This is a genomic window from Bosea sp. AS-1 (genome assembly GCF_002220095.1).
GTDB lineage: Bacteria > Pseudomonadota > Alphaproteobacteria > Rhizobiales > Beijerinckiaceae > Allobosea.
In genome coordinates this window covers 95,908-122,906 of record NZ_CP022370.1, presented here as the reverse complement: position 1 = coordinate 122,906, position 26,999 = coordinate 95,908, and the positions used below count along the sequence as shown (strand labels likewise).

The 26,999-nt window shown below is 61.7% G+C and carries 25 protein-coding genes and 5 pseudogenes; 6 read left to right on the top strand and 24 right to left on the bottom strand.

What is annotated here, in order from left to right:
* Positions 1–9: 9 nt before the first annotated feature.
* From CE453_RS00685 to CE453_RS00670, 4 genes are all read right to left on the bottom strand, one after another.
* Positions 10–4,008, bottom strand: a complete 3,999-nt coding sequence (locus tag CE453_RS00685; RefSeq protein ID WP_089172847.1) for a PIN domain-containing protein — start codon at positions 4,006–4,008, stop codon at positions 10–12.
* A gap of 9 nt (positions 4,009–4,017) precedes the next feature.
* Positions 4,018–4,737 carry a hypothetical protein gene (locus tag CE453_RS00680; protein WP_089172846.1) on the bottom strand — a complete coding sequence of 240 codons (720 nt, stop codon included), beginning with the start codon at positions 4,735–4,737 and terminating at the stop codon, positions 4,018–4,020.
* Between the two features lie 93 nt (positions 4,738–4,830).
* Positions 4,831–5,352, bottom strand: coding sequence for a helix-turn-helix domain-containing protein (locus tag CE453_RS00675; protein ID WP_089172845.1), 522 nt, complete (start codon positions 5,350–5,352; stop codon positions 4,831–4,833).
* A gap of 251 nt (positions 5,353–5,603) precedes the next feature.
* Positions 5,604–5,891: a hypothetical protein gene (locus CE453_RS00670; RefSeq protein WP_089172844.1), complete on the bottom strand. Its 288-nt coding sequence runs from the start codon at positions 5,889–5,891 to the stop codon at positions 5,604–5,606.
* Here CE453_RS00670 and CE453_RS28360 point away from each other — a divergent pair.
* Positions 5,884–6,087 (top strand): hypothetical protein, encoded by a 204-nt coding sequence (locus CE453_RS28360; RefSeq protein WP_157732861.1) that lies wholly within the window; start codon positions 5,884–5,886, stop codon positions 6,085–6,087. The two genes, CE453_RS00670 and CE453_RS28360, sit on opposite strands and share 8 nt — an antisense overlap.
* A gap of 17 nt (positions 6,088–6,104) precedes the next feature.
* Here the strand turns inward: CE453_RS28360 and CE453_RS00665 are convergent, their stop codons facing one another.
* A complete protein-coding gene (locus CE453_RS00665) occupies positions 6,105–6,278 on the bottom strand; it encodes a MucR family transcriptional regulator (protein WP_089172843.1) in 174 nt (57 codons plus the stop codon).
* A 221-nt stretch (positions 6,279–6,499) separates the two neighbouring features.
* Here CE453_RS00665 and CE453_RS00660 point away from each other — a divergent pair, with 221 nt between their 5' ends.
* A complete protein-coding gene (locus CE453_RS00660) occupies positions 6,500–7,249 on the top strand; it encodes a tetratricopeptide repeat protein (protein ID WP_191124830.1) in 750 nt (249 codons plus the stop codon).
* Between the two features lie 657 nt (positions 7,250–7,906).
* On the opposite strand, the pseudogene nadE reads toward CE453_RS00660, so the two are convergent.
* From nadE to CE453_RS00635, 6 genes and pseudogenes are all read right to left on the bottom strand, one after another.
* A pseudogene (gene nadE, locus CE453_RS29140) lies at positions 7,907–8,294 on the bottom strand (NAD(+) synthase); the annotation flags it as partial.
* A 264-nt stretch (positions 8,295–8,558) separates the two neighbouring features.
* On the bottom strand, positions 8,559–8,864 hold the full coding sequence (locus CE453_RS00655) for an ArsR/SmtB family transcription factor (RefSeq protein ID WP_089172841.1): 306 nt from the start codon (positions 8,862–8,864) through the stop codon (positions 8,559–8,561).
* A gap of 122 nt (positions 8,865–8,986) precedes the next feature.
* A complete protein-coding gene (locus CE453_RS00650; RefSeq protein ID WP_472840944.1) occupies positions 8,987–9,619 on the bottom strand; it encodes a DsbA family protein in 633 nt (210 codons plus the stop codon).
* On the bottom strand, positions 9,616–10,245 hold the full coding sequence (locus tag CE453_RS00645; protein WP_157732860.1) for a DsbA family protein: 630 nt from the start codon (positions 10,243–10,245) through the stop codon (positions 9,616–9,618). The genes CE453_RS00650 and CE453_RS00645 overlap by 4 nt, the downstream gene beginning before the upstream one ends.
* 417 nt (positions 10,246–10,662) lie before the next feature.
* Positions 10,663–10,842: pseudogene (locus tag CE453_RS00640) on the bottom strand (IS5/IS1182 family transposase); the annotation flags it as partial.
* 98 nt (positions 10,843–10,940) lie between these two features.
* Positions 10,941–12,568: pseudogene (locus tag CE453_RS00635) on the bottom strand (B12-binding domain-containing radical SAM protein).
* 485 nt (positions 12,569–13,053) lie between these two features.
* On the opposite strand from CE453_RS00635, the gene CE453_RS00630 reads away from it, so the two are divergent.
* Complete coding sequence (locus CE453_RS00630) at positions 13,054–13,959, top strand: DUF1223 domain-containing protein (protein ID WP_157732859.1); 906 nt, start codon at positions 13,054–13,056, stop codon at positions 13,957–13,959.
* Between the two features lie 62 nt (positions 13,960–14,021).
* Here the strand turns inward: CE453_RS00630 and CE453_RS00625 are convergent, their stop codons facing one another.
* The 7 genes and pseudogenes from CE453_RS00625 to CE453_RS29125 form a co-directional block, all read right to left on the bottom strand.
* On the bottom strand, positions 14,022–14,459 hold the full coding sequence (locus tag CE453_RS00625; RefSeq protein ID WP_089172836.1) for a MerR family transcriptional regulator: 438 nt from the start codon (positions 14,457–14,459) through the stop codon (positions 14,022–14,024).
* A gap of 99 nt (positions 14,460–14,558) precedes the next feature.
* The gene (locus CE453_RS00620; RefSeq protein WP_089172910.1) at positions 14,559–15,335 is read right to left on the bottom strand and encodes a DsbA family protein; all 777 of its coding nucleotides are present in this window, start codon (positions 15,333–15,335) and stop codon (positions 14,559–14,561) included.
* Between the two features lie 196 nt (positions 15,336–15,531).
* Positions 15,532–15,942 carry an MBL fold metallo-hydrolase gene (locus tag CE453_RS00615; protein ID WP_089172835.1) on the bottom strand — a complete coding sequence of 137 codons (411 nt, stop codon included), beginning with the start codon at positions 15,940–15,942 and terminating at the stop codon, positions 15,532–15,534.
* A gap of 246 nt (positions 15,943–16,188) precedes the next feature.
* A complete protein-coding gene (locus CE453_RS00610; RefSeq protein ID WP_089172834.1) occupies positions 16,189–16,824 on the bottom strand; it encodes a peroxiredoxin in 636 nt (211 codons plus the stop codon).
* A gap of 104 nt (positions 16,825–16,928) precedes the next feature.
* On the bottom strand, positions 16,929–17,237 hold the full coding sequence (locus CE453_RS29135) for a hypothetical protein (protein ID WP_248307694.1): 309 nt from the start codon (positions 17,235–17,237) through the stop codon (positions 16,929–16,931).
* Between the two features lie 55 nt (positions 17,238–17,292).
* A pseudogene (locus tag CE453_RS29410) lies at positions 17,293–17,625 on the bottom strand (HAD family hydrolase); the annotation flags it as partial.
* Positions 17,626–17,638: 13 nt separating this feature from the next.
* Complete coding sequence (locus CE453_RS29125) at positions 17,639–17,953, bottom strand: cold-shock protein (protein ID WP_157732857.1); 315 nt, start codon at positions 17,951–17,953, stop codon at positions 17,639–17,641.
* A gap of 101 nt (positions 17,954–18,054) precedes the next feature.
* On the opposite strand from CE453_RS29125, the gene CE453_RS00595 reads away from it, so the two are divergent.
* A complete protein-coding gene (locus tag CE453_RS00595; protein ID WP_068078947.1) occupies positions 18,055–18,273 on the top strand; it encodes a hypothetical protein in 219 nt (72 codons plus the stop codon).
* Between the two features lie 232 nt (positions 18,274–18,505).
* Here CE453_RS00595 and CE453_RS28350 read toward each other — a convergent pair whose 3' ends face one another.
* From CE453_RS28350 to CE453_RS00575, 4 genes are all read right to left on the bottom strand, one after another.
* Positions 18,506–19,003 (bottom strand): hypothetical protein, encoded by a 498-nt coding sequence (locus tag CE453_RS28350; protein ID WP_157732856.1) that lies wholly within the window; start codon positions 19,001–19,003, stop codon positions 18,506–18,508.
* Positions 19,000–20,010, bottom strand: a complete 1,011-nt coding sequence (locus tag CE453_RS00585; protein WP_089172830.1) for a diacylglycerol/lipid kinase family protein — start codon at positions 20,008–20,010, stop codon at positions 19,000–19,002. The genes CE453_RS28350 and CE453_RS00585 overlap by 4 nt, the downstream gene beginning before the upstream one ends.
* Before the next feature lie 218 nt (positions 20,011–20,228).
* Complete coding sequence (locus CE453_RS00580; protein ID WP_089172829.1) at positions 20,229–20,813, bottom strand: DUF4337 domain-containing protein; 585 nt, start codon at positions 20,811–20,813, stop codon at positions 20,229–20,231.
* Positions 20,814–21,481: 668 nt separating this feature from the next.
* Complete coding sequence (locus tag CE453_RS00575; RefSeq protein ID WP_248307692.1) at positions 21,482–21,880, bottom strand: TFIIB-type zinc ribbon-containing protein; 399 nt, start codon at positions 21,878–21,880, stop codon at positions 21,482–21,484.
* 762 nt (positions 21,881–22,642) lie between these two features.
* Here CE453_RS00575 and CE453_RS00565 point away from each other — a divergent pair.
* A complete protein-coding gene (locus CE453_RS00565) occupies positions 22,643–23,383 on the top strand; it encodes a hypothetical protein (RefSeq protein ID WP_089172827.1) in 741 nt (246 codons plus the stop codon).
* A gap of 312 nt (positions 23,384–23,695) precedes the next feature.
* Positions 23,696–23,998 carry a hypothetical protein gene (locus tag CE453_RS00560; RefSeq protein WP_089172826.1) on the top strand — a complete coding sequence of 101 codons (303 nt, stop codon included), beginning with the start codon at positions 23,696–23,698 and terminating at the stop codon, positions 23,996–23,998.
* 1,301 nt (positions 23,999–25,299) lie between these two features.
* Here CE453_RS00560 and CE453_RS00555 read toward each other — a convergent pair.
* Both CE453_RS00555 and CE453_RS00550 read right to left on the bottom strand, forming a co-directional pair.
* Positions 25,300–26,045, bottom strand: a pseudogene (locus CE453_RS00555) (IS5 family transposase).
* A 104-nt stretch (positions 26,046–26,149) separates the two neighbouring features.
* Positions 26,150–26,968, bottom strand: coding sequence for a MipA/OmpV family protein (locus CE453_RS00550; RefSeq protein WP_157732855.1), 819 nt, complete (start codon positions 26,966–26,968; stop codon positions 26,150–26,152).
* Positions 26,969–26,999: the final 31 nt, after the last annotated feature.

Here is a 26,999-nt window from a genome sequence, read left to right as displayed (position 1 = left end):
ACGCCGGACTCATCTACGTCTTTTGCGGCGCCTGCGCACTCGCTCGCGTGGTGTCTTTGGCTCGCCCGCGACAGTCCGCGCTGAACGACGCTCGCGCAATTGCGTCGCCACGACTTCAATCTCCGCGCCAGCAGCTGTTACGGCGTCATCGGAGAGGCAGTGCCCAGCAATCCAGCCATCGAGAAATTGCCTTATGGAGGGGGCGCAGCCGCGCTTGATGAAGGCAAGCACCAACGCCCAGTCTTTGGACCGGAACCGAACCATTCGCTCGATCAGGATGCTCGTCGCGCGCTTGCAGGCTAGGTCGAACTCACCATGTTCAAGCCAGAGCTGGTTGAGGAACTCGACGCAGACATTGATATGCGATCTCAACTCGGCGTTGCGCGTGCCCATGAAATTGGCAAGCGCTGCAAAATTTCCGAGATCTCGCGCTTGATCCTCGCGGATCGCCGTAAGCATCACGTCCGCATTTAAAGCAAGATGGCCGTGACGACGCCAAGCTAGACCGACAACCAAGTCGACATAACGGCGATGATTCACGATTCCCAGGTCAAGGGCAAATGAGAACACCACTTGCAGCCAGGCCCCTTTGGTCGAGCAAGCGGCCTCGCCATACTGTCGGAAATACATGTCTTCCGAAACAAGCACATGCTTCGCGTCCGCGAGATTGGCGGCGTCGAGAGCATGGGGTCCGAAGGATTGGTAGATCACCGCGGCAAGCTCGGAAGGTTCGTCAGGGATGCTGACCGGACGAATTTCGCAAGCCGCCTCGATGCGGGACATCTGCTCTTCGATGTAGCTTCGCCGCGCCACAGTCTCTTCGGCAGTATGCTCCTGCCGGATGAACTCGCCATTGTGCCAGGCGACGGTCATAGACGGCTCGGCACGCACCTCCTGCTCGTCTCGCACCGTTCGCAATTCGTCGATGACGGATTGCGGCACGATGATCGTTCCGAAGACGGATCTGAGGACGTCGAAGGCGTCCATCGTAGCGGCCGTCCAGGCGGTGTAGGTATCGAGGACGGCGCCGGTATCTCGATACTGCTCGATAAGCTGACGTGCGGCGACGCGCTCGACCTCTGTCCCATCGCAAGTCCGAATATCGAAATCGAGCGAGCGTATGTATTCGACGAACCCGACCGTACCACGGCTCCGCTTTGAAACGACGAAGTTGATCGGGCAGTTGTGGACGAGATACAGATCGGCAACCTTGCGGTTGCTTTCAGAAACACGCCGCACCTGCTCCAAGGCGGGCTGAATGTCGCCATCTTCCATCGTGACTGTGTAGAAGCCTGCGGCGTTGGGGAACCGCTTCTCAAAGTTCTCCATCACATCGTGAAGGGCGTGCAGGTACTTGTGTTTGATCGCTGTGACGCGCCAGCGGCGGATTTCGCCAAAACCCGTCGGCATCTCGAATTCGTCGCCGACCTTTCGGTCCAAAGCTGCGGCCGCGGTCGGGTGTGAAGGTCCGAGGACATCTTCGGCCGGCCGGTCCTTGCCCGCCTCGATAAGGAAGGCATGAACCTCGTGGCGATCGTTCTCCAGCCGAACCCAGGTATCGATGCCTACGATCTCGGCGCCAGGAATGTATCCATCTTCCGGATCCATCATGATCAGGCCGAAATAGCGCAAGCAGGCATCAGGATCGTTTTTTGCGGATTGAAGCACGCTATAGGCGTAGCGAAGCGCCTCATCCCCGTTCCCGGCCTTACGCATCACCTGCGCCAGAAACATCTTCTGCCCCGGCGAGCCGGCGACATTGTCGAGGTCGATCCCGTCGATGATCGGCTTGATTTCGTCTCCCCGGTCGAGACGATACAAGACCGAAAACAAGGCGATGTAATCGTCGAGATCGGGCCGCTTCGCGACAGCCTTCCTCAGAACGGCTTCTGCTTCAGGCAAAGCCCCGCGATTGAAGTGCAGCAATCCTTCCGCATGGAGATAGAACGGGAGTGCCCGCACAGCATCAGAAAGCCGCTCGAAGAATGACAGAGCCCGCTTCCGGATCGGGCTGTCGTTGACGAGAGCCTGCGCAAGCATTCGCAGTTCGTCATTATCGTGATGCTCTTCGACATGCCCATCCAGGAGATCGGCAACGATCGACCAGTCGCCACGCCGAGCGGCGTGATGCGCAACCATCTGCCGATCCGCGGCATGACTATCGGCATCGATATGTGCCAAAGCGGCGTTGAAGGCCGCGCCAGCAACCGACTCCAAACCCTCCCGGCGGGCGAAATCCGCGACGATGATGCTCGCGCGCGCGTCGCCGGCAACATCGCGGGCGACAGCGGCAATCTGCTCGGCACGTTCGTTGCGGTCAGCCACGCCGACCTTGATCGCGGCAAGCCTGCCGGTCGCCGCCATGATCGCCGCCTCGGTCGGCGGAAATAGCTCGGCATCTTCCGCGCAGAGACGCACGATATCATTCCATTCCGCCCGTGCTGCGTGGAACTGGAAGCGCAGCAAAACGGAGTCGTGATTCCGCGGCATTCTTGCGATGAGCTCGGCCGTCATCGCTTGATCGCCGGCGTCGAATGCGAGGACGACCGCGCGGGTGATGAGCTCGACATCGTCAGAGGCGAGGGAAACGCCCTGACGGGCGATTTCGAGACCGGTGCGCAGATCGCCGAGCGCCCGCAACGCGACGAGCAAGTTGCCGCAAAGGGCTGCATCATCTGGTTGGATGCCGGCGTCCTTGAGCCGCGCGCGCTCCCACTGGGCCGTCAGCGCCGCCGCCGCCGCTTCGAGACGTGTCCGGTCCGCTGGGGACAGAAGCTGGGTCCTCCGAAAGCGTTCGCTCGAGGAGATCTCGTCGATATCGGCCTCCGCGGCGAAACGGATGGCATGCGGGTCGAGGGGGTGTGCGTGCACGGTCTTCCGCGCAATCGACCACCATTCGCCGGCTGGCCTGCGCCGCCGGACGAAGTCGACGTAGCCGATCTGGACGGCAACGAAGTTATGAAGCGGTTGGGGGATGATGCTGAGCGGATCGCTGATGGTGGGGTCGAAACGCGCCGCCTGCACCAGATAGCCGGCAAGCCACTCGTTACGAGGATCTGCCCCGAGCAGCGGCGTTCCGAATGCGAGGAGCTCACGCCATTTCCCCTGTAACAGGAGCCCGAAAGCCTTGTTCGCAATCGCCTTCGGTTCGTCAGGCGCATGCTCATAGGAAGCCAGCAGCATGGCCGCAGCCTCTTCCTCCTTGCCCAGAGAAAGCAGGCAATGGCCGATATTTGCTTTGATGCGAAACAGGATCCGTCCAGAGGCCGAAGCCTTCACGCGCTCGAGCAGCTTTTCGAGCAAGGGCAACGCAGTCAGCGTCTTCCCGTCGTTGTTGAGGTCACGGTAGCCGTCGATTTCGGCATCGACCTGAGCCTCCATCGCACTCAAGGCGACAGTCGCATCACCTGGTGGAACAGCAAGCCCCCGCTCGACGATCAACGCCTCAATTCGCGAAAATCCCGCGTGCAGCTCAGAGCGGGTGTCGACCTGCACGCTGGAAATTTTCCGAGTTTCGTCGAGAAGCTCCTCGCTGAACAACCCGTAGGTGGGATCGAAGGCCTTGCGGGCTGCGGCATCCTCGCTGATTTTTTCTTCCAGCGTGTTCCAGCCCCAGACGAACACGCGGAGCTTTTTGCCCTCCTTCGCCAGCGCCTGCGTGATCTCGCGCGCAAGCTCCTGCATCGCGACATCATCGGGCGCTGTGGTGGTCATGTAATATTCCCTGAGCGGCGGCTTGAAGGTCAGGGCCTTCCGAACCTCGTCGCGCACCTCTTGCTCGGTTAGGAAATGCCCCTCGCTCTTCAGCTTGCACTGAATACCGACATGCCACTCGGCATCGTCGTTGCGGATCCCGAAGAGATCGACGCCGTTCTGACGCTGGCCCCTGCGGCCATTGCGTTGCACCGACGGATCATCGAGTAGACCGCGCCACAGCGCGACAGATGCGCGCTCGAAGGCCTGTTCGTCGGCGGGTTTGGAGATTTGAGTTGCGGCGAGGAGCGACATTCGTAGGCGTCAGAACAGGAGTCCGGGGTCGTCGAGCGGTTGTGCCAACACCCTCGGCACGCGGCTGTGGTGCACGATCCAATCTTGCGTCTCTACGCTGATCCAGCCGGCGACCTGCAAGAGGGAGGCATAGTCCGCGGCGAGGTGGCGATCGAAGATCGGCTCATGATGCGCAATCCGGTTGCGGAAGGTGCGCAGGTAGTCGAGCGGCGCATGCGCGGCCTTGCGGCTCAGCCGCGCGCGCGGGAACGCTCGAAAGACCCCGGCGCGCCAAATGGTCATGTCGTAGTTGGCCTTGCCGTAGCCTTGAAGACGACCGCCCGGCCCGAGCAGCGCGACCCAGAAGCCGAACGACAACGCCGCGACTATGTGAGGTGGATCATCGGGATAGCCGTCACGGCGGAGATCGGCGCGCGCTGCCGAAACCCTCGTGGTCGTCCCCAGATCAAGGCCGGCAGCCGGATTGTCATACCAGTCCGTGCCGTAGCGCGCCGAAAGCTCGCGATGCATGGCATTGCGGAGCGCGACCTCCAGCCCCTGCAGCGGGCCATAGAAGGCTGCGCTGACGGCCGTGTTCCAGGTATAGACGCGGACCGCCTTCTGGCGATCACCAGCAGCATGAGTGACATAGGTCGCCATGCGCTCCGGAGATAGCGATGTCTCCAGGGCATCGATGACGGCATCGCTGTACGAGAAGGCGTTCTTGACCACTGCCCCCCGGTCAACCATATTGTTCTCCGTAAGCCCTGGATCCGCCTCTGCCATTGGCATGCGCCCGGGGCTCAGCTGTTTCTACGGCGCTTTTCTCCCGTAAACTCTGTGTCACGCCGCAGCCTCCTTCGAGGCAACGGGGGATTTCGGCGACCTGTAGCCGCGCTTGGCAACGGCCTTGCGCGCCGCACGGGCGGTCTCCTCCGCCTCGCGAAAATCCGGCTCGAGCGCCTGCAGCTTCTTCACGAGACCGGTCAGATCGTAGGTGTTGCTGAGCTTGCCACCGTTGCTGGCGCGCCGCTCGATCCGCTGAACGAGCCCCTCACGCTCCAGCTCGGCGATGTAGCGCTGGATCTGGCGCTCGCTCAGGCTCAGGCGCTGTGACAGGGTCTCCTTGCTGGGAAACGGCTTGCGCTCCTTGTCCCACCAGAAGTCGCAGAGCTGCAGCAGCACCGCGAGTTGGGTCGGATTCAGGTTCAGCCGACGCTGGGCGCGCAACAGCAGAGACGGCACAACGCAGAAGCCTAGGTCCATCACCGCCTGGCCCCATTTTTCAGCCGAAGCTTTCTTTGATGCTTTCGCAGCCGGCGCGGAGCTCTCTTCGGCCGGCGGTTGTTCGGTTTCGGTAGTCATGCTAAATCTCCGGTTGGCTGTTGAACCAACAGATGCAGGCAGTTACGGCAATCCGCAACATCCAGCAAACGGACATACTTGACGCCTCCAAGTGGACATAGGTGACCGTAGGGGTTACGACAAGAGCGTCTCCTAAAGAAAAAAGAAAGATGCATCGTTCAATCCGGACTAAGGACGATGCGGATAAACGAGTAACGCCTTACACCCGGTCAGCGATGTCTAGTGGGAAGGGGTGTTTCGAAATGGCCCCGTTACCGGAAATCCCGTGTTCTCACCCTGATCTCATGGATATGACCATAGGGATCGACCACATTCCGCGCCTTCGGCATGCCGCGCGGATCAGCCGTCGGCGAGCCATGATGGGACTCGTCGCCGCGGCCGTGCGGCTGCGGGAAAGCCGAGCCCCGCGATCCAACGCTCGCGAACTTCGCCGAAAGGTCGAAGAGATGGCGCGCGATCACATGCACGACCTCCCCCTCGGCCTGGACGTAGCCGCGGATTTTGGCGACGCTGGTCTCGTCCTCGATGGTCATGAACATCACGCCCTTCGCCGACCCGGCCGTTGCTGCACCAGCACGAGGCCGGCGCGTCGACCTGACGCCGGTCCCGGTAAGCGACCGCCTCCATGCAGGTCAGGATGCGCCTGCGCGCGAACTCGTCGCGCAGGAAAGCGCGCCCGCAAGGGCTGCAAAGTCGCTCAACCGGATTTCGCTTTGGATCGACTTCGAGGTTTAAAAGGCGCTGGCTTGATTTCAGCCGTGGGCTTGCGCGGGCGATTTCGCCGCAGCAGGCCCCTGGCTCCTGGCGAGCTGGGAACGGGCCTTGGCATAGCTCGGGGCGACCATCGGATAATGAGCCGGCAAGTTCCATTTGTAGCGGTACTGGGCGGATGTTAATCCGTACCGCGTGCTAAGATACCTCTTCATCGACTAAAAGCGTTTGGCGGAAGGTCCGCAGGTTGTCATGCGTCGCACTCATGGCCAGGCGGCTGAAGTTCGAGACGGGCGGCTCGGCTGGTTCCTTTGACCTGGCTGCCGATCCCGACGAAATCGAACAGTTCCACCTTTGCCGCCTTGACGCCTAAGGGACAGCCATGCGACTAGCACAATGGCAGCTGCGAGCGCCCAGGGATCGAGCCTCCATCTCAATGGGGATCTTCTTCCTGGTAAGCGTCACGACGGCCTGCGCCGAACCGGCGACCGAGCCTTGCGCCGCGGCACACCTGCCGCCGGCACAGGCGCTACATTGTGGTCTCCTGGCCGAACGTGAGGATGGCGCCGCTCGCCGGGACACGAGAAGGGCCGCGTTCTGGTACGAGCAGGCCGCTGCTGCGGGCAGCGCCGAGGCAATGAATAACCTCGGGCGCCTCCTTGCCTCAGGCACTGATGACTTCCCAAAGGACACGGCCAGGGCTCTTTCGTTACTTCGCCAGGCGGCGGAGCTTGGTGAGCCCAAGGCAATGTACAATCTCGCGCTGCTGCATGAGAGCGGCGACGGAGTGGCGCGCGACCAAGGTATGGCGCTGGACTGGTACGAGCGAGCCGCTGTGCTCGGGCATGCACAGGCCCAGAATGTTGTCGCTACAGCCTATTTGTATGGCGCAGGACGACCGAAGGACCGGGACCGCGCCATACGCTTTCTGTTCTCCGCAGCGGGACAGGGCAATGCGTCCGCCGCGTTCCATCTCGGTGGGCTTTTCGCCGCCGGCGATGGCGTGCTTCAGGACGATGCGGAAGCCTACAAATGGCTGACGATTGCCCGTGCGCTTGGCGACGACTCGATCATGCTGATGGCTGATGAGGCCATTGGCCCGCTCGAACAACGCATGTCGCCGGGGGATGTCGAAGACGCGGTCGCGCGCGTGAAGGCGTGGCGCCCCGTTCGGCCGCGCCGCTAGGACGTAGGTGCTGGACGACCTCTCAGCCGTATGACAGACACGAAGCCGGTCCGCGGATCCCGGCGGGCGCCGAGCTCCAATTCCCCGACAGCACGGCCCGGTTCCTCGGTTACGATCGGTCTGTCATCCTCCGAGGGATACCACACGACCATGTCCCAAGGGATTGTGAACATGTTCTCGCGGCAGTGTGGGCACGTGATGGCGGGTGTCCCCGCGATGCACGTAAACCCAGCGCCGGGGCGCAGGTGGGGAAGAAAATAGCCATCGACCGCGACGACCTGCCCGGCAAGTGCCTCGACCTCGGGTGCAAACCGGGTGCGGCCGATCGCGCCGGCATAGAGATTCTCCAGGTCGAGTACCGGCGGTGCACCAGGCGAGACCGACCTCCCAGCTACTGTGCGAGGCACGAGTGCGCAAGCGAAGACACCAAGGGCGAGTTGGCGTCGCGAAAGACCGCTACACGCCTCTCGGCGCGGGTCACCAGATCCAACGAAACGCTGAGACCATCTCATGACATCATACTCCCGGGTCTGGGTTACCATTTCGCAAATGGGCTGCGGAGCGTCCAGGCGGTGGTGCCGACAGGAGATCGAGTAGCCATGGTTTCCCCCCGATATGCGCGACAATCCGGTCAGGGGGTACAGATTCTACGCCGGCCGGCACCTCGCGTTCGAACTCCTCGAGCCACACTCGAGCAGACGGAATCAGATGGTGCGCGGCAGTCACCTCGGGGTGACAGCGAACCGCCTGAAGAATCCTGGGGGCCATTCGGCATGGCCGGCCGCGTGAACTGGCTCGTGGCGAAAAACCGGACCACGAACACCTGAAGCCAGCGGTTGATGGTGGCGAAATCGTAAGCCCTCCGCGCGCTCTCAGGGTGTTCAGCGGCTCGGTCCCCTCTTCCACATCCTTCCAAGCGTTCAAAGCCAGGTAGGCGACCTTCGACGGCCGGAAGCCGTAGCGGGCGGCGTAGTAGATTGAAGTCCTGCAGCGCGCAGGGGCCGATCGTGGACTCAGTCGATTGCACCTTGCCCGCTTCGTCGGGCAGCTGCCCCGGCCATAGCTGACCACCGAGGACAACCGCAGCAAGCCAAGCCGGCCAGGCCACGAAATCCGTCAAGCGCTCGAGCAGAGCCGACCACCGCCGCAACAATGATCCCGGACGCTGATAAGGGCCGGTTGACGAGCCAACGAGGGCCTTGAGAGCGCAACCGCGCCCCTCGCAGCCCGGTGCGAGCGCCGTGGCACCCGAAAAGGGGCACGAGCTCAAGGGCCGGCTTGCATCCGAGACTCTCCCTAAACATAGACGTTATGCGTCGCGGCTGCCGAGCTTGGTGCAGGCCAGGACACCACGTGCGGTGTCGGCCAAGAGTTCCTCCGAGAGACGAAGCAGCATCTCGACACGTGCATCGCTGAGTCGATAGCGCACGAAGCGACCCTCTTGGCCACGCCGAACCAAGCCGCAATCGTAAAGGCATCCCAGATGGTTGGAGACGTTAGACTGAGCGAGGCCTGTTGCCTGCACAATCTCGGACACGGTGAGCGCGCCGGAGCGCAGCGCCTCCAGGATCGAGAGCCGCGACGGGTCGGACAACCCCCGGCACAGCTTGGCCATGTGCTCGGCCTTCCGGCGCAGAGCCAAGGGCCCCTCTGGCCAAGTGAGCTTTCGCCAACTCGCGCGGTGTCTGATACGATCACTGTCATGCTCGGTAGCTGTCCGGATGCGGGATTCCTGACCTACGATCCCAGCATTGGGGTGATGACCTTCTCGATCTGCTGGATCGTCAGATTGCCTGGATGACGCTGCCCGTTGATGAAAAACCTCGGCGTCGAGTTGACCTTGAACTTCTCGGCCGCGCGTTGTTTAACCGCGTTCACCGCGTCATAGAGCCTTTGGTCCTTAAGGCAGCTCTCGAACTTCTCCTGCGAGAAGCCGGCTTGCCGCACCATGCCCTGCAGCGCCTCGAGCGGCTTGTCCGAGAATGCCCAAGCCCTTTGCTGGTCGAACAAAAGGTCGGTGATCGGATAGTATTTGTCCGCTCCCCCGCATCGCGCCAGCATAAAGCCCGCGGTCGCGAGCGGGTCGAGCGGGAATTCGCGCAGGATGAAGCGCACTTTACCCGTATCGATGTAGCGCTTCTTCAGCTCCGGGTACGTATCCTTGTGGAATGCTGCGCAGTGCGAGCAAGTCAAGGAAGCGTACTCGATGATCGTCACCTTGGCGTCGGCGGGCCCAAGTGTAACGTCACCGAGCGGGCCGACTTCGCCGAGCTCCTGAACCGACGCGTTCTGTGCGAAAACGGGGCCGTGCGGCAGCGGGGCCAGCACGCAGGCCGCCATGAGCCCAACCAAATGACGTCGCGTTCTCACGATGGTTCTCCGATGCTGTGGGCGTTGGCAGCTTGTTCGATCACTCGCACGCTGCTCTGCCGCAGCGTCGCGTGTTCTCGACGGCTCGGCGCAGGCTCTAGGCCGCCGGCGCCCGCGATAATGTCTTCGTTCAAGATGAAGGTTGAAGTGCCCGTGATGCCGAGCTTGTCAGCAAGGGCCGCATTCTCGTGGAGGACCGTGCTGATGGCTCCAGCCTGTATGTCCTTCTGGAGCTTCGCGACGTCGGCCCCGAGTTCCTTGGCGAGGGCAAAGGCCTGATCCCCACTGGCGCGCCCGCGCGTCTCCATCAGCTTGTCATGAAACATTCGCATTTTATCTGGGGGAAGCTGGAGCTTGGCAGCTACTGCTACTCGGCTAGCTTCCACCGAGTCCGGCCCAAGGACCGGAAACTCCTTGAGTACACCGCGCAGCCTCGTGTCGCCCTTGATCAGGGCATCGATGTCGCCCTTTGCTTTCCGGCAGTAGGGGCAATTGTAGTCGAAGAGCTCGACGAGAGCGACGTCGCCCGCAGGAGCGTCGACCACGGCGGGCTGGCTGTGGCCAACTGTCGGCCCAAAGGCAAGCACGCTGAAAAGCACAGCGCGAATCATCACAGCCGCATTCACCAGCGCCGATCCTTTCCTATGTTATCATTATATTTCCTATTGATGATATGAAAGGCGGCGCAATCATGCAACCGACAGCCCTTATGCGGTTTGCCGTTCCTCGGCCGGGCTGTCGTTGCCAAATAAACATCGGTCATCCAGGGCGGCTCCAGCGAGCCTTGTCCCTGAGGTGCCTCTAGGCGGCGCTATCGCCGTCGCCACCACCATCATGTACATCCGCATCTTTGTTATCGTCGCCGCTCTTAATTCGTCGGCGGCGCCGGCTGCTCACACCCGCCGCGGCCATAGCGGGAGTCGTCGCGCGGACGGTATTGCGCGCATGCCTCCTACACCGGCATCTGGTAGCGAAGCCCGTAGCGGCTTTGAAGCCCCGCGACACCATCAGGTTTGCTGCGGTATTTCGTGCTCCCGATGCAGTGGTAAAGAGCCCCTTTTTGACAGGCTTGCCGCGGTTCGATGCGCTTTCAGATGCGTCGCGTTGCTGATGATCCGCTCAGGTTTCGGCCCTTCGCCCGCCAACCCGGCGAAGATGCGGTCGAACACGCCCAACCGGCTCCAGCGGACGAAGCGATTGTACAACGTCTTGTGTGGACCGTAGCCCTGGTTGCGTCCTTCCCTTGCAGGCAATGCTCAAAGCGATCCAGTTTTAAGGGCTCAGATCATTCACAAACAGACGGCTCACCCTTGAGCTGCTTTCACGCCAGAGCCACAACGGCCTCCGATCTCTCCAGCCGGCCGGGAAGGGCTGCGGATGGAGCGTCGGCCAGATTGTCGATCTGCCGTTGCACCTGGGCGATAACATGCCGGGAGAACGGGCCGAGATGCAGGTAGAGCGCCACCATCATCAGCACATAGGGCAATGCTTGACGATTATTGGCGAGGCAATCGAGCACGGTCTTCCAGAACTCACGCCGTACGTCCCCTTCGCGACCGTCATCCGCCAGAACAGGCGCCAGGATGATTTCAGCTCCTGCCATTCCATTGACTGGGGCAGTTCCAGCCGGCGATGGGTGCAGTCGAGCATCCGCCCGACCCGCCGAACGCGGCCGAAGAAGGCGCTGGGCGCATAAACGGCCTCCAAGACCGCTTTATAGTCCGACAGAATGTCGCGGCGCGGGCGGCTGGTCACGAAGTTGAGGCCGGCGGTACATTGGTCGCCCAGCCCTTGCGAATGGTCTGCATCATCGGGAAGTGTGAGGCGGCCTTCACGGTCCAGGCGCCGCGTCAGCTGGGTATTTGGCAGGGCATAGAGAAGGCCGACCATGCAGATCGGGATCGCGGTATCCTCGATGCAGTCGATCATGCCGCGCGCGACGCTGCCCTTTTCGCTGTCGAAGCCGAGGATGAAACCGGCGTTCACGAAGAGCCCCGCCTGGTAGATCTTGTGAACGCTCTCCGCCAGGCTGCGGCGGGTGTTCTGCTTCTTTTGCGCCGAGACCAGCGTATCGGCGTCGGGGCTTTCGATTCCGACGAAGATCGTGAAGAAGTTGGCTTCGCTCATCGCCTGCATCAAGGCGGGGTCGTCGGCAAGATTGATCGAGGCCTCGGTCGAGAACTCGAATGGGGAGTTCTTCTCCCTCATCCAGTCCGTGAGAGCCGGTAGAAACTGCCTCAGCGCCTTCTTGTTGCCGATCAGGTTGTCGTCGACGAAATCGACATGGCCGCGATAGCCGAGCGCGTGCAGGGCATCCAGCTCCGCCATGACCTGCGCGTTGGTCTTGGTGCGCGGCACGCGTCCGTAAAGCTCGATGATGTCGCAGAACTCGCAATTGAACGGGCAGCCGCGCGAGAACTGCACGCCGACATGCAGATAGTTTTTGAAGGTCAGAAGGTCGAAACGCGGCGTCGGGCTCTTGGTGACGTCGGTCTTGCCCATTTCGGCGCGAAAGACGCCGCTCGTCGCACCACCCGTCCAGGCGGCGACGAAATCGGCCATGATCTCCTCCGCCTCCCCAAGTACCTGAAAATCGGCGGCGGCGTAGATATCCGGCGTCGAGGTCGCGTCAGGCCCGCCGACCACGACGGGCTTGCCGCGCGATCGGCACATCTCGATGACCGCCAGGGCACCGTCCTGCTGCGGCAGCATGCCTCCGGTCATGACGAGATCGGCCCAGTCGAGATCGCCTGCACCAAGCTCCTCGGTGTTGAGGTCGACGAGCCGGACCTCCCATGTCGTCGGGAGCAGGGCCGCGACGGTGATCAATCCCAGCGGAGCGGCAGGATGGCGAGCTCCGGCGAGCGCGCATGTCGCCTTGTAGTTCCAGAAGGAGTTGGCGTTGAAGGCGGGGTAGATCATCAAGATCCGATTGCGGGCGGTTTGCATGCCGGCTCCTTCTCTGTGCGGCGCAATACGGCGCGCGTGGCCGGTGACATTGAAACAGCGGGCACTCCGTGGCGCCGAAGAGCTTGAGAGGCCCGGGGCCGGATCGATCTTGCCGAATGTGCTTCAGACCGTGCTCCAAACCCGTATGTGAGCATAGCCTGATGAAACGGCTCTTCAGGCTTCCAGGAATTCGCATGGCAATGGCCGTGCCAGAACAGCGAAATTTCGCGACGTGCGCGCTGTACGGGGTTTAATGCCGTCCCACTGCGAAAGCGCCGCTCGAAGTTGGCACGAAAACGCGAGGATACCTCCAAAAACTAGAGCTAAGCTTGGCTCGGTTGAGAACGAAACCGATCTACCCTCAATCCCAGGTCTCCTGCCGAGAGATGCTAATTTTGGCTTAATCTCGCCGGCTCAAGAGTTATAGTGCGCGGGCGGCAGCCTAGTTCTGCAGTTTGCCACCCATACAGGACGCGATTTCTGGCTTGAACCAAAACGACAAAAATGTGCCGCAGGTGGCGGGACGTTTTCGAGCCGGAGCCGTACGCTTCGGAGGCGCGGCACTTGTGTTTGCGACTGAGTACTTGAAATCGCCTTCCAGACCCGCCTTAAGACTGCGCAAGGCGCTAGTAGCTTTCGTCATGACTGCGGCACTGATTTCCGTTGCTCAAGCTCCCGTAGTCGCAGGGGAAGGTGTGAAGCCGATTGCCGTCATCGAGCTTTTCAGCAGCCAAGGCTGCTCGGTATCACCGCCTGCCAACAGCTTGCTGGACACGCTTGCGGACGATCAGAATCTTATCGTGCTCTCGCTGAATGTCGACTACTGGAACTATCTCGGCTGGAAGGACACTTTAGCCGAGCCGGTCTTCACAAAGCGCCAGAAGGCCTATGGAATGAGCCGGGGCGATCGCCAAGTTTATACCCCACAGGCCGTCATCAACGGTCAAGTCCATGTTATCGGAAGCGACAAAAATAAGATCCTGGCGGCAATCGCGAAGGCACAAACTGATTCTGCCGCGCCCGACCTAGGGGTCATACTGCGGCATGTTGGGAGCCGGATCGCAATTGACGTGAAGCCTTCGCTTGCGATGACGCAAACCAAGCCGCGCGCGGAGATTTGGGCATTCTGGGTGCGCCGGCGGGTCACGGTCTTGATGGAGAGTGGTGAAAATTCGGGTAAGACGGTGACCTACCGTAATGCCACGCGCCTTGCGTTAAAGATCGGCGATCTCAAGCTCGCAGGCAACGAGCCATTGCTCATAGACCGCCCCGCTAATGCACGCGACGCGGACGCATTGGTGGTGCTTGTTCAATTGCTTACGGATGCAGGACCGGGCGCGATCCTTGGCGCTGCCGAAATCGCCTCGTCTCAAACAACTGCGGTTCCGTAGCGAGGTCGCGCTGATGTTGCTGCAAAACTGCGCGAAGGCCGGCATCCAGTCAGTTCTCCATATCATCCCTGAGTAAAATTACGGCCTGCCAACGCCTCGATAAGAGCGCAATCGCTGACGCCGACGCCGCTGGAACACGCCTTTGCAATCCGTTGGAGCTCGGCTTCAAGAGAGCCCAGGTGGCCGATCTTGCAGCGGACCTCTGCCAGATGGCCGGCAGCAACGGTATGGGCTTCGCCGCAGGCTAGTTCGGGGCTCTCAGAGAGCCGCAGTAAAGCCCTAATCCCTTCTCCGGAAAAGCCAAGATCCCGCGCATGCTTGATGAATGCTAGGCGTTTGAGATCGCCCTGAGCGTAGCGACGCTGATTGCCGCCCGACCGCGTTGGCCTCGGAAGTAGGTTGATCCGTTCGTAATATCGTATCGTCTCAACCTTGACACCAGTGTCTTCGGCCAACCTTCCGATCGGCAGCGAACAGCGAGGCACCTTGCTCTCACGCATCTCTCTGTTCCCCAAAGCAACAGCGCCGATCAGAATTGGGAGCCAGAGCGCGATAGTGAAGAGACATGGCGCCACCGGCAGCTGCTACGGTTGAACGTCCTATTTTCGTGTTGCCCGAATGGCCTCTTCCAACGGCTTTTGACCAACGGCACCGACCATAAGCTGATTGCCGACCACGAATGATGGGGTACCGGTCACGCCCAACCGCTGCGCGAGATCGAGATTCGTATAGATCTGCACTTCAATCTCCTTGGTCGCCGCAACCGATTTCAGGCGTTGGGTGTCGATCCCAAGTTTGCCAGCCACTTGTAAAGCCCTCGAACCATCGATGCGGCCTCGAGAATCCATGAGACGTTTGTGGAACTCGCCTGCCGTGGTCTCGCCGGCCACTTGCTTCACGGCTAGGCCGACCTTCGCCGCTTCAACCGAGCCCGGTCCCAAAACGGGCAGGTCCTTCAACACGACCCTCAGCTTCGGATCGCCGGCGACGAGAGCAGCGACATCGGGAGCGGCGCGCTTGCAGTAGCCGCAGTTGAAGTCGAAGAACTCGACCAGCGATACGTCATTGGGGTTGCCCATGACGATATCGCCTTTTGACTCCAGCAGTGCGGATCGCTCAGCGAGGAGTGCCGCGGACTTTGCCTCGGCCTCCGCCTTTTGAGCGCGAAGCTGCAGTTGGGTCAGGGCTTCCTCGATGATCTGCGGATTTTCGAGGATATATTCGCGGATGATCGTCTGGATCTGGCCCCTGTCGATTTGCTCGGCGTGACTGTTTGAGGCCGAAGCAATCGTTCCGAAGAGCAGCCCCGCGAGGTACCCAAGCTTTCGGCCCACCAGCTTTGATCGAACTCTGCCTCCGGAAGGAGCGCGTTGCATCAATATCATTCTGTCCCTGAATTCGTGTGGCTCATCACCCTGATTCACGACCATAGTGGGGCGTCCGCCGGCGCGCAGTTTCGCCCCAACGAGCGCAACATCAGCACGGGATATCGAGGCTGGCATCGCGCTTCTCGCGAAGGGCAACGAACTCACTTTTATCGGTGCCATTGCCGATATGAATGTTTGCGCGACGCTACGCTCCGACCGTGCTTTGCCAAGCAGGAACACGTCGCCCGCCCGCGCCATAATCATGGCACGCGAACAAATCGACATCGTCGGCTCTATCGAGGATATGCTTGATCGATTGAATGAGCGCGCCGGCGTTGCCGCGATGGAAATCGCATCGTGCGGTACCGGAATCGGGCATGAACAGCGTATCGCCTGTGAATACGGCGTCACCGACGACAAAGCTTAGATGATCAAAGGTGTGGCCCGGTGTAGCGAGCACCTTGATCGTGAAGTCTCCGAGCGGGAGTTCTTCGCGGTCTGCCAGGAACCTGTCGAACCGATCGAGCGTGCCAAAGCGGGGTTCCAAGCCGTAGACATCCGCGATTGCGTTAGCGACCTCGCCAACGCGATCACCGATCGCGATTGCCCCGCCCAAAAGCCGTCTCAGCTCGGAGGCCCGGAGATGTGGTCGTGATGGATGTGGGTGTCGAGGATCCAGTCGAGCCGCAATCCTCGCTCTCGCACGAAGCTCGGAATAAGCTCGACTGGCCTACAACTGGTGTGCCCCGAGGCGGGATCGAGGTCAAATACTGGATCGATCACTGCGCAGGCTTTGGATCGAGCGCACCAGACGTCGGGTTTCATAGACCTCCTCCTGCGTCATGGGGACGAGGCTCTCGCCTCAGCCCTTGGGCTGCGGCACCACGCGCAAATAGGGCTTGAGCTCCTTCCAGCCGGCCGGAAACTTCTCCTTGGCGGCCTCGCTGGACAACGATGGGACGATGATCACGTCGCCGCCCTGCTGCCAATTCGACGGGGTTGCCACGCTGTGCTTCGCTGTGAGCTGAAGTGAATCGATCGTGCGCAGAATCTCATCGAAGTTGCGTCCGGTGCTCGCCGGATAGGTCAACGACAGCTTCAGCTTCTTGTCGGGTCCGATCACGAAGACCGAGCGTACCGTCATCGTGTCGCTGGCATTGGGATGGATCATCCCGTACAGGCCGGCGACCTTCCGATCGGAATCGGCGATGAGCGGGAAGTTGACGCGCTGGCCCTGCGTCTCCTCGATATCATCCTCCCACTCGCCGTGATTGGCGAGCTCATCCACGCTGAGCCCGATCACCTTGACGCCGCGCTGGTCGAATTCCGGCTTCAAGCGCGCAACATCGCCGAGCTCGGTGGTGCAGACGGGGGTGAAGTTCTTCGGATGAGAGAACAACACTGCCCAGGAGCCCTCAATCCAATCATGAAAGCTGATTGCTCCTTTTGTCGTTTCCGCGGTGAAGTCCGGAACGACGTCGCCGAGTTGCAGTGTCATGGTCGTTTCCCTTTCCTGTTGGGATTGGCGATGGTGGTCTGACCGTGGTCAGCCTCGGGTTAGTTTCCAGCAGGGGCAATCGAACACGCCCCGGCCGAGAAACCTCATTTCTGTCGGATCAGGCGCGACGAATTCGCCAGGATGCCGATATCAGGATCGCCTGGAGCGAAGCCGCCAGGGTCCGATGGGATTATCCCGAAGGCCGCGAGGGAAAGGCCCGCCAGGTTGTAGAACGCGGCGACATTGATCTTCACCACGGCCATGGTTCGCCGCGCGATCCTGAAGCAATCGGCCATCAAGCCCCAATCCTCGCGCATCAACACGATGTGTGCAGCCTCCATGGCAACATCCGTCCCGCCGCCCATGGCGATGCCGACGTCGGTTTGCGCCAAGGCAGGCGCGTCGTCGGCCATCTCCGACCATGACCACGCGATGGCCTTTGGCCTGCAATTCCCGGACAGCGCGGATCTTGTCTTCAGGCAAAAGGTTTGCCTGGAAGCCGATCCCGAGCGGACTGGCGATGGCAGCCGCAGTCCGTTCGTTGCCTCCGGTCCGCAGTTCGGGGCGTTGAATGCCGAGCTTCCGGATTTCATCGATGGCCGTCGAAACCTCCGGCCGCACATTATCCATCGCAGCCAGTATGCCGCTGGGTGGGCCATCGATCGCCATGATCAGCAACGTCTTTCCTTCGGATTCCCGACGGGAGACGATCGGGTGACCATCGTCGATGGGAACAAGACGACGATTGCCAATCACGACCGTCTGGCCTTCAATCACAGCACGGATGCCCCTGCCCAGCAAGGCTTCAAATCGCTCAGGTTCGCCGGGGCGCGGGTGCTGCTCGCGCGTAAACGCGGACCGCCTCGGCCAGCGGGTGTTCTGAATGGCGTTCCGCCGTAGCGGCGAGCCGCAGCAACGTCGCCTCTGCGGCTCCGTCGAGCGATACGACATCAGTGACCTTGGGCTTGCCGGTGGTCAGTGTGCCGGCTTTATCGACGAGCACGACGTCGGCGCTCTTGATCGCCTCGACATACTTGCCGCCCTTGATCAGCAGACCGCGCTTCGCCGCTGCGCCGATAAAGCCGAAACCCTTCGTGGCGTTGAACCACTTCACGGTGCCAGTCGCCATCGTCGCATCTCCTAAAAAAAGGCGCGCCATCGTCGCAGGATGCTGGGATTGCACAATCCGGCGGTTCGCGAAGGCGACCACCGGAACATGATGATCGGACCATGCCGTTTTCTTCGTTGAACGATCCTATCGACGTCGCCCGCGCGCATGCGGCGTTCGATCTCGTTTGGAACGAGGTGAGACCGAGTGTTCCTGACGGCGATCAGGAGCGCGAGCGGACGCGCGTTGCCTCCCTCGTCGCACACTTCGCACATGTCGCGCTCGACGAGGCCGACCTCGTGCGCCGAACCCTGGATCGATACCGGAAAATGGTCGAGTAGCCACCAGCGGTCGGGAGCCGCATTGCGACCGATGTCGGCGCGGAAATGTCTCAGGCGAGCAATCGAGACCTCATGGGCTGATCATTGTGGATAGCTCTCTGGCCGTGGCGCCGATCGATTTTCGGACCCGGTCCGGCTCAACATCGCGATGTCCGTCGCGATCAATCGCCTGCTTGTTCTCAGTGACAGCGAGACAGGCTTCGTCGAGCGACAGCGGGATGTCACACACACCTCAGCGCCTTATCGGACCGCCCAGCAGCCGGGCCGTAAAGGCGGTCACGATCAGGATCACCGCCGAAACCGTAATACCCATTACCGCCAGAGCCGGCCCAACCAGCTCACGGACGCGAGTTCCTAACGACGCAATCGGGCCGGCCAACTCCGATAGCCCCACGCCGCGGCTGATGTCGCCCGCCTGCGTGATAGCCCAGTCGCCGAACATTGCCCAAAGTCCGTAAGCGAGGCCGACCAGTACCACCCAGAGTAAGAGCAGTCCGCTGCCGAGCATCCAGATGAGGGTTTGAGCACGCCTGCCGCCGCCACGGGGGAGTGGTAGAGCCTCTTGTGACGCCTGCCAGGACGGCCTTGACCCGGCTTGATCGATGGTGAGGTCCTCCGAACGACGACGTCCGCCCCGTCTTCCAAGGCCGTTGAGCACAGCGCGGAGGCGAGTCCGCAGGGCCGGATCACGCGCCAACCGTTCTGCAAAATAGATCAGGATCCATCTCACGTCATGGTCCCCTGGCTTGTGCCTTCTGAACCGGGGTCAACGCGCTCAACGAACGCTGGGGGCACCATCACAATGAGGGCTTCACGTCCGACCGACACTCGGATCGGCGTCTTCGTGATGACCTCGCCATCGACGGCAACGTCCTGTTTTGGGACGGTGTCGATCACCAGCTCTGGGGCTTTGAGGACCTCAATATCGGCAGCCCTAAACGGGGCGCGGAGGGCGACGCGCGCCCATTCCTTGCCCAACGCCCATTTGGACGGCCCCGTGAGGATATGGACGACGATCTGGCCGTCATCAGGGTTGGCGTCGGGCGCAACCAGAACACCGCCTTGATATCCTCCATTCGCAATCCGAACGTCGAGCGCATCGAATGAGGTTTCCTCACCATTGATGGTGATGATGCATCGGAAAGGCCCATAACGCATGAACTTGCTTGCCCCGACCAGAAGGTACGCGCCCCGGCCAAGCCATTTTTTCAAGGCGTGCGGTGTCGCCCGTCCAATAACGGCCGGCATTCCGATCGATGACCCATTGGCAAAGTAGCCATCGTTGATCTTGCCAAGATCGACATCAAAGACCTTCCCGCTGACTAGGATGTCAATCGCTCCAGGCAGATCAAGTGGAATCCCGAGCGTGCGGGCAAAACTGTTGGCTGTACCCAGCGGCAACACTCCGAGGACGACGCTGACATAGGCAAAATGGTCGACCACCGAACTGATGGTGCCATCGCCTCCGCCTACGATAATGAACTTGCGCCCTTTGGCGATCTCTTCTCGCACGATCTCCGGCAATCTCTCAGAATGCCGGACCGGATAGGAAGCGTCCAGAATGATTCCCGCTTCAATGAGTCGCCGCTTCGCCTCCGAATAGGCCCGCGCACCGCGCCGCGACCGCGTGTTCACGACGAGAACTGCGCGGCGGCTTTCCTTAATCTCTTGCGCCAGTGCAGCCTTTTCCACACGACGGTCAAACGCTGGATGTTGTGCAGAGTGGCTGGTGGTCATGGCTTCTCCGGATTGCTCTGCATTGGGGACAGGCTCGCGAAATCTTCTTTCGCAAGGAGAATGCGTCCGCTCCACGTGTGCCTACTCAATTCACGCTGCGCCCAGCGTCCGCCTCTCCCGGAAGAGGAGGGCGCGCCGTTCGGCCTTTCGGTACTTTGCCCCCCGGGCCGCGACGGCCGGCGCCATGTTGGCGGATGCCCCGCCCCAATCCAGTGCCATCATAGGTGCACCAGGGTCGGAGCAAGCCACCCGAGCACGGCGAAAGCCACTCCGACAGCACCGAGTGCACCACCAAGCCAGGTGAGCCAGGCCACCCCCGCGATCAGTGACGCGGAGGCCAGCACGATTGCGAGTTGCAGCCCGGCGGCGCCATATTCATAGAGGTGATAGGCGGAGAGGGCGCGATCACGCTGCGCCTCGGCGCTCTTGGCGCGCGCGATGAGTTCCTTGCGACCCTCGTTGGTGGAGGGCTCGGTCTCGTAGCGCTCGGCCGTCGCACGCCATGCCTGAACGCGTTTGACGACGGCTTCCGCGCGATCCGTCGGCAGGCCGGCGCCCCCGACTGCTTCCAACCCCTCCGCAGCCGTCCGCAGCGTGGTCTGCCGGATCGTCTTGGCCTGAAAAAAGGACCAGAGGTTGGCGGCCTCGATGTTGGCGGCGAGCGAATCGAGTTGCGCACCCTTGCCCCGCATCTCGGTGAGGGCAAGGAAGGCGGCAAGGACTGCGATCAGGAGCGCGACCCGCCGGTTGCCGTGGTTGTGGACCGCCTCTTTGATCGCCTCTTGGTGCTCTCGCGTGTCCATGCTGGCTCTCTCCTATAATCGGTCGGGGTTCGCGGACGGGCGCTCGTGAGCAGCGTCGCGGGTGATCACGTCTCTGCCGACCAGGTTGCGACAACGGCGTTGATGGTACCGTTGCCGCCGCCCGCGATGATGGTCCGCCAGTCCTTGTCGACGGCCTAGCGCGCCAGGTCAGGCAACTCGAGTCCGTGCCGCGCGATACCGATCTCCAACGGAATTCCGCGTGGGGCGAGCATAGTCTAGCTGTCGCGCTCTCGACCCCGGCGCGGCTCGAGCGAGCAGCCGCGCGCCGCGACCGGTCTCAATAGTCCGACACAGCGAACTCACGAGCCGGTGGGTGTACCGAGGATGCTGCAAGCCAAGAGTTGAGGGAGACAGCGGCTTGTCAGCAAGGTTCGAGGCCATCGAAAGCGGCCGGGTAGCAATCGACCATTTTCGACGAGGGTCGGCTCGAACCGGCCTTGATGCCGGTCGCCGAGGACAACGGCGAGGAGAGCCACAATGGCGGTTAGAATGCCCGCTAAGACGAGCCACGCTGCTGGCCCGCGCCGGCGTTGCGGAATACGGGCGCGTTCTGCATTCTGGCGGTTTCAGCAACAAGGACTGCTGTCATTCGGGTCAACTGGCCGGGTGTGAACGGGAGCGGTCTCAGGAGCGGCACGGCTTCTTGCTCAGTCGAACAACCGAGACAGAAACGAACCTCGGCGCCGGTCGCCCTCCCGAGAGTCACAACTGTCTCGGTAACGTGGATCGGCAGCGTACTGGCCAGCGGGATAGTGCGGCGGATAGACTCCAGACCCCGGCTGCGGCAGAAATCCGCCTGGGGTTTGCGCTGGGGTTGGCGACGGTTGAGGCAAGAAGCTTGCCGCCGGCGGGGCCGAAGCGTCGGGCTGCATCGCGCTTCGCTCGATAATCTTGTCCAGCTCGCCACGGTCCAGCCAGACACCGCGACATCGTGGGCAGTAATCGATCTCGACCCCTTGCCGCTCGGTCATGACCAAGGCCACCCGGCAGATCGGGCACTGCATTCCTTCCGCTGTTGCCTGCGCGGCTTGCACTTGGTCTGACATAGTCGCTCTCCCTCCCGAGCCACTCTGCCCGGGCAAATATTGAGGCTGCGCCTCCGGGTCTTACTGAAGACGAATGCGCACTCGGGCCTCCGGATTGCTTCGCAAGGTAGCGCCAAAGCATCCGGCGACGATGGAACCCATTTGATATGGGCGTCCCACCGTTGGAGCCATGTGACCTGAGCTATACAGATCGGTAATGTTGTGCGGATGCTGCTGATCTTGTCTGCCCTTGGCTCGAGGAGCGGCGCGAAGGTCGGGCCAGGGGGCAATGGTAAGGGGATTGGCACCGCAGCTGCAGGCGCGGTCTCGTTCCGCACAGCGGCGTCAATCCATGACGATGCCTCGGAGCTCGGCTGCGCATCTAGGGTCGGGCCGTGGGGGGCGGCTCCGGTCGGGATTGCTCGGGAGCACAATGACTCCATCATTGCCCTGACCCGAAAGAACGCGCTCTTCGCCGGCTCCGGCCTGAGCATGCTCTTCAAGCCCGACGGGTCAGCCTCGAATGTCGCCGATGTCGGGATCCTGTGTGGCGCGGCCTGGCCCCTGGAGGACAGTTTCGTCAGCGGCGAGGTGCCTTCTTCGGAAGGCAAGCTCGCACGGAAGCCAATCGATCCGCATGAGGCGGCACAAGTAAAAAGACGGACGATGTGTCAAGCGCCAAGTTGGAGGCGCAGGGGCTGGTACGACAGGTTCACATGCACTAAGGTTTTTCTTGCCTCGCCGTTGTTTTAGGTTGAGCAGCGCGCCAAGGCGGGCCTCGTGATGGATGTTGCGGTGAGACGCAAAGCTCGATTTTTTTCCATTTGGCTTTGGGCCGGCTTGCTCGCATCGACATTCGGTTTAACTTCCGTCCAGGCCGCCTGTGGTCATACACGGCTTTTTGTCGATGGTTCTCTGGACGAACGTGATGAAGCGTGTCGCGCTATCGAGGAAGTCCTTCACTATTTCGAGCGAGGCGAGTTGAGGATTGATCCCGAGCTGACGATCCGATTTCAACGCGAAGTCTACGTCGATGTGGTCAACCCGCTAACCAACGAAACCAGCCTCATCCGCGTCAGCGGCATCTATCGGGCTGGAACCAAAGAACTGCAGATGACGAGCTCTCATTCGCCTTGGATCTCCCAGCGAAGGCCTTGGGGACTCGCCTGGGACCAGGAATTCGCTCATTCAATCCTGCAGCACGAGATTGTTCATGCGGAGCTGGCTCAACTTATGGCGGGCAGCTATGATAAGCTTCCACGCTCATGGCACGAAGCCCTAGCCTACGCGGTACAGATTGATCTTATGCCTCCTAATCTCAAGGCGCGAGTTCTTGAGCCGTATCGCTCCGAAGAAGGTTTCGTGAATACGCTGGAGGTTAACGATACGACGTACGAATTGAACCCTGATGCGTTCGCGGTCGCGAGCTACAAGCTCTATGTCCGGAAGGGGCGATTAGACTTCTTGAAGAGAGTGATCAGCTTGCAGTTGGACACCATTCGCATGAACGATTTCGTCCCGTAGCATGGGACAAAGCGAACGTAGAAATGCGCGGATAAGAGCCTGATGCTCCGTTGCACGTTCGACGACAAGATCACTGTGAGGATAATGCTGGCCAGGCCGACGCATCGTGGTGTTCCATCGTACGAGGGATGCGGCGGCGCGCATGGCGAATGCTTCCTTCAGGATGCCGGTCTGCTCGGAAAGCACGCCGGACTTTTCTCTTGAACCTCGAGCGACCTCAGCTTGTACAGAAGGTGAGGTCACATCGCCAACCAGCGAAGACGATCCGTGGCTAGCGCTCAGAAGTGGGCGACCTTATGGAGATCAATCGTCATGCAAACATTCATCGCCGCGCTGGTCTCGCTCCTGATCCTCGATCCGGTCCAGGGGGCCATCACCCGCCAGCTCTCGGCGCTCGGCATCCCGCGCGAAAACGCTGAGAAAGTCGTTGCCTGCGCCCGCGCCGCAGCGCCCGTGGTCGTCACACGTGTGAGCGAGAATCCGGTCTGGGGCGTCACCCAGGTGATCCGCTTCTGGACTGGGGCGGCTGGCCCGGACGTCGTCCTCGTCGAGATTGCTCCGCAGTGCACCGGCGCCGTGGAGGCGGCCAAGCTCGCTGTCGGCCGGCGGACTTGACGCGACGTATGCCGGGACCCGTAAGCAGGTCCGCTTGACCGCTGGCATGGTGGGCAAAGATCGATTCTCGCTAGGTTCGGCCCTACTGCCGCCGGACCGCACATCTCGCGGCTGACGTGATACAAGCAGGCGGCGAACAACGAGCAGCAGCGAAGCCGCCTGACAGGATGAAGAGCCTTCCGAGGCGGCCCCTCTCGACAAGTGTCTGAAGCATCGGCTGCGACGGTGGCTGACCGTCCCCCTAAACTGCCTGCGATCCGTCTCGACGCCGATGGCGAACCCTCAAGGCTCGGGTGAATTCCGACATCGGACCGCCGGTCGCGTCGCGCATCGAGCGGGACATGACCGTCATCCATCTCGTGAACCGCGCTGACCGTGTGGCCGGGCGTTGAATTCTCCCCGAAAGTGGGCGCCGAAAATTCTCTGGCTGGTGTCCTGGCCCGATGCTGCGGGGCGCCCCCCGCAGCATCGGGCTTTCCACCTGTGGTCGATCATGCCCGCCGATCGGAGTCGGCGAGAGGCGGTGGCGGTGGCGGTGGTCCAGCTTCGAGAACTGATGACGATCCTGGATCTGCACCGCCAGCGGCTGACCCAGCAGCGACGATCTCGTCCGACCCGACCTGCAGTTCGCCGATCGCGCCGCCGCACGAGAGGTGCGCAGTACTCTAACTTTAGCGACACGCGCATTTTGGTACCCCTCCGCCGAGGGCGCCTTGTTCGAAGGTGAGTGTCTGTCCAGCCTGCCGTCACGCTGATTTGGCATCGATGCCAGCAGTGGTGCTGGAGAACGGCTGTGTGCGACGAGACCTATGTACGGCGTAGGCATTGGAACTGGGAAGAGAAGCGCGCCGTCCGTCGAGGAGGCGGCAACCAGCGGTAACGTCATTGCCACAGCGAAGCGCCATGGCATCCAGGCTCAACAGACCTATCGCTGGCGAGACCGGCTACTTGGACGGCGCGTGCCGCCGGAGTTTGCGGCTGTCTCGATCGCTTCTGATCTGCCGGCGGCGCGTCCGGCACCAGTGCCGGATATCGATCGTCTGGATGGCGCTACAGCTTTACGCATTTTGCGGGTCTAGGGATGCTATGGCAAGACAGCGAGTTGTCATAGCTTTGTGCGAGAAAGCGGGACTTGCCGTCATCGACCCAGGTGTCATTCGCCAGCGCCGCGGATGTACGGCACGATATTGCGGGAACGGGTACTTTTCTGGAAGAAAAGAGAATGACGCGTTAAGTCCGGCAAGCTTGATCTGGAACGGACTGCTGCTCTCGACGCCGCAGTGCGGCCTCCGATCTAGTAACTAGGCTTCGTGGACAAAGGGTAGCCACAGCAATGCTGATACGAGGCTGACGAAGCCGAGATAGGACTCTCTGGTTTTGTCATAGCGGGTGGCGATGTGACGCCAGTTCTTGAGCTTGTTGAAGAGTTGTTCGACACGGCTGCGCTGGCGGTATTTGTCGCGATCATGAAGGGCCGGGTTGCGACGGCCATGCTTCGCCGGGATCACGGCCCGGACACCGTGGAACGCGATCTCCTCCCGAATGGCATCCGCGTCATAGCCACGATCGGCGAGCAGCGCCTTGGCTTTATCGGCGATCATCCGGAACAGCGGGCCGAAGCCCTTCACGTCGTGGGCTTCGCCCGGCGTCAGGACGAGGCCGAGCGGGCGGCCTTTTCCGTCGCAAGAGGCGTGGAGTTTCGTGGTGAACCCACCACGCGATCGGCCAAGCGCCTCGGCCGCTTGAGTCCCTTTTTTATGCCGACAGCGCAGTGGTGCGCCCGGACGATGGTGCTATCGATCATGTCGGCGGATCGCTCCCGGCCCGCCATCTCGGCCAGGGTTTCGAGCATGGCGTCGAAAACTCCCGTCTCGACCCAACGCCGATAGCGGCGGAAGACGCTGTTCCACTTGCCATACTCGTCCGGCAGGTGGCGCCACTGCGAGCCGGTGCGCGCCATCCACATCATGCCCTCGAAGAAGGGGCGGTTGTCACCCGCGGGTCGGCAGCCGCGCCCGCGCTCCGAGGGCAGCAGCGGGCCGATCAATTCCCATTCTTCATCCGAAAGACCGATCCGTTCGCCCAAAGCTGCCTCCAAAAGGCAGCCTTGAATCAATCCCGAGTCTTGCCGTCAAGCTTTGTCCACGAAACCTAATTGCCGAACTGGAAGGAGTAGTTCATGCCGAGGCCGACCGTGAACTGGTCGCGCTGGCCGCTGGTGCGCACCAGCGGCGAGCGGTCCGCCTCGCTTATCAGCCGGTCATAGCGCGCGAACAGCGTCGTCGACCACTGCTCGGACCAGGTATATTCAAGGGCCGAGGCGAGGCCGATGCTCTTGGCGCCGCCGGACGGGCGATAGGCGGCGAGATAGCCGTTTGCCAGTGATTCCGGCAGCGTGATCCCGAAATTGCGGCGCATATAGGAGGCGGAGCCGAGCGCCAGGCGCGGCCCGCCCGAGAGGGTGAAGCGGCCGAAGCGCTCGACCCAGTCGGCGGAGAGGTCCGCGACGACGCCGTGATGCCCGTGGAAGCCCTGACGGACCTCGACGCGCGTGCGCAGGCGATCCAGGATCGGCCAGAATTCGGCGAAGACGCCGGCCTCGACCGACCAGGGCACGTCGCGCAGGCCGAAGAGCCGGTTGTTCGAGCCGGAATAGCGACCGCTCCTGAAGGCGCCCGCCACGCCGACGCTGAAGCGGTCGGTCTCGTAGAGCGCATAGTCCAGGCTGTCATCCGGTGCGCTGAAGCCGGGCTTCTCGCCGACGCGGCGCCAGCTCAGCGAGGGCATGAAGGAGAGGCCGGCCGAGCTGGAGCCGTCATATTTCGGGCCGAGCTGGAGCGAGCCGCCGAGCGTGACGATCCAGCCCTTGGCGGGCGTCGGATCGGCGAGGTTGGGCGCCGCCTCCTGGGCGCTCGCCGCGGTCGCGAGGAAGAGGCCCAGGCAGCAGGCACTCAGGGTACGCATAGCCATCCACATTCTCCGGCGCGCCGCGAGGGCCCGC

What these genes read in the sequence shown, in the direction of transcription:
- CE453_RS00670 (WP_089172844.1), bottom strand. Translation starts at nt 5,891, where the DNA reads ATGTTCATGACCATCGAGGACGAGACCAGCGTCGCCAAAATCCGCGGC.
- CE453_RS00620 (WP_089172910.1), bottom strand. Translation starts at nt 15,335, where the DNA reads ATGCAACGCGCTCCTTCCGGAGGCAGAGTTCGATCAAAGCTGGTGGGC.
- CE453_RS00550 (WP_157732855.1), bottom strand. Translation starts at nt 26,968, where the DNA reads ATGGCTATGCGTACCCTGAGTGCCTGCTGCCTGGGCCTCTTCCTCGCG.
- CE453_RS00660 (WP_191124830.1), top strand. Translation starts at nt 6,500, where the DNA reads ATGGGGATCTTCTTCCTGGTAAGCGTCACGACGGCCTGCGCCGAACCG.
- CE453_RS00610 (WP_089172834.1), bottom strand. Translation starts at nt 16,824, where the DNA reads ATGACACTGCAACTCGGCGACGTCGTTCCGGACTTCACCGCGGAAACG.
- CE453_RS00685 (WP_089172847.1), bottom strand. Translation starts at nt 4,008, where the DNA reads ATGTCGCTCCTCGCCGCAACTCAAATCTCCAAACCCGCCGACGAACAG.
- CE453_RS29125 (WP_157732857.1), bottom strand. Translation starts at nt 17,953, where the DNA reads ATGGCGACTGGCACCGTGAAGTGGTTCAACGCCACGAAGGGTTTCGGC.
- CE453_RS00655 (WP_089172841.1), bottom strand. Translation starts at nt 8,864, where the DNA reads ATGGCCAAGCTGTGCCGGGGGTTGTCCGACCCGTCGCGGCTCTCGATC.
- CE453_RS29135 (WP_248307694.1), bottom strand. Translation starts at nt 17,237, where the DNA reads ATGGCCGACGACGCGCCTGCCTTGGCGCAAACCGACGTCGGCATCGCC.
- CE453_RS00680 (WP_089172846.1), bottom strand. Translation starts at nt 4,737, where the DNA reads ATGGTTGACCGGGGGGCAGTGGTCAAGAACGCCTTCTCGTACAGCGAT.
- CE453_RS00625 (WP_089172836.1), bottom strand. Translation starts at nt 14,459, where the DNA reads ATGCGTGAGAGCAAGGTGCCTCGCTGTTCGCTGCCGATCGGAAGGTTG.
- CE453_RS00665 (WP_089172843.1), bottom strand. Translation starts at nt 6,278, where the DNA reads ATGAAGAGGTATCTTAGCACGCGGTACGGATTAACATCCGCCCAGTAC.
- CE453_RS00585 (WP_089172830.1), bottom strand. Translation starts at nt 20,010, where the DNA reads ATGACCACCAGCCACTCTGCACAACATCCAGCGTTTGACCGTCGTGTG.
- CE453_RS00595 (WP_068078947.1), top strand. Translation starts at nt 18,055, where the DNA reads ATGCCGTTTTCTTCGTTGAACGATCCTATCGACGTCGCCCGCGCGCAT.
- CE453_RS00675 (WP_089172845.1), bottom strand. Translation starts at nt 5,352, where the DNA reads ATGACTACCGAAACCGAACAACCGCCGGCCGAAGAGAGCTCCGCGCCG.
- CE453_RS00580 (WP_089172829.1), bottom strand. Translation starts at nt 20,813, where the DNA reads ATGGACACGCGAGAGCACCAAGAGGCGATCAAAGAGGCGGTCCACAAC.
- CE453_RS00560 (WP_089172826.1), top strand. Translation starts at nt 23,696, where the DNA reads ATGCAAACATTCATCGCCGCGCTGGTCTCGCTCCTGATCCTCGATCCG.
- CE453_RS28360 (WP_157732861.1), top strand. Translation starts at nt 5,884, where the DNA reads ATGAACATCACGCCCTTCGCCGACCCGGCCGTTGCTGCACCAGCACGA.
- CE453_RS00575 (WP_248307692.1), bottom strand. Translation starts at nt 21,880, where the DNA reads ATGTCAGACCAAGTGCAAGCCGCGCAGGCAACAGCGGAAGGAATGCAG.
- CE453_RS00565 (WP_089172827.1), top strand. Translation starts at nt 22,643, where the DNA reads ATGGATGTTGCGGTGAGACGCAAAGCTCGATTTTTTTCCATTTGGCTT.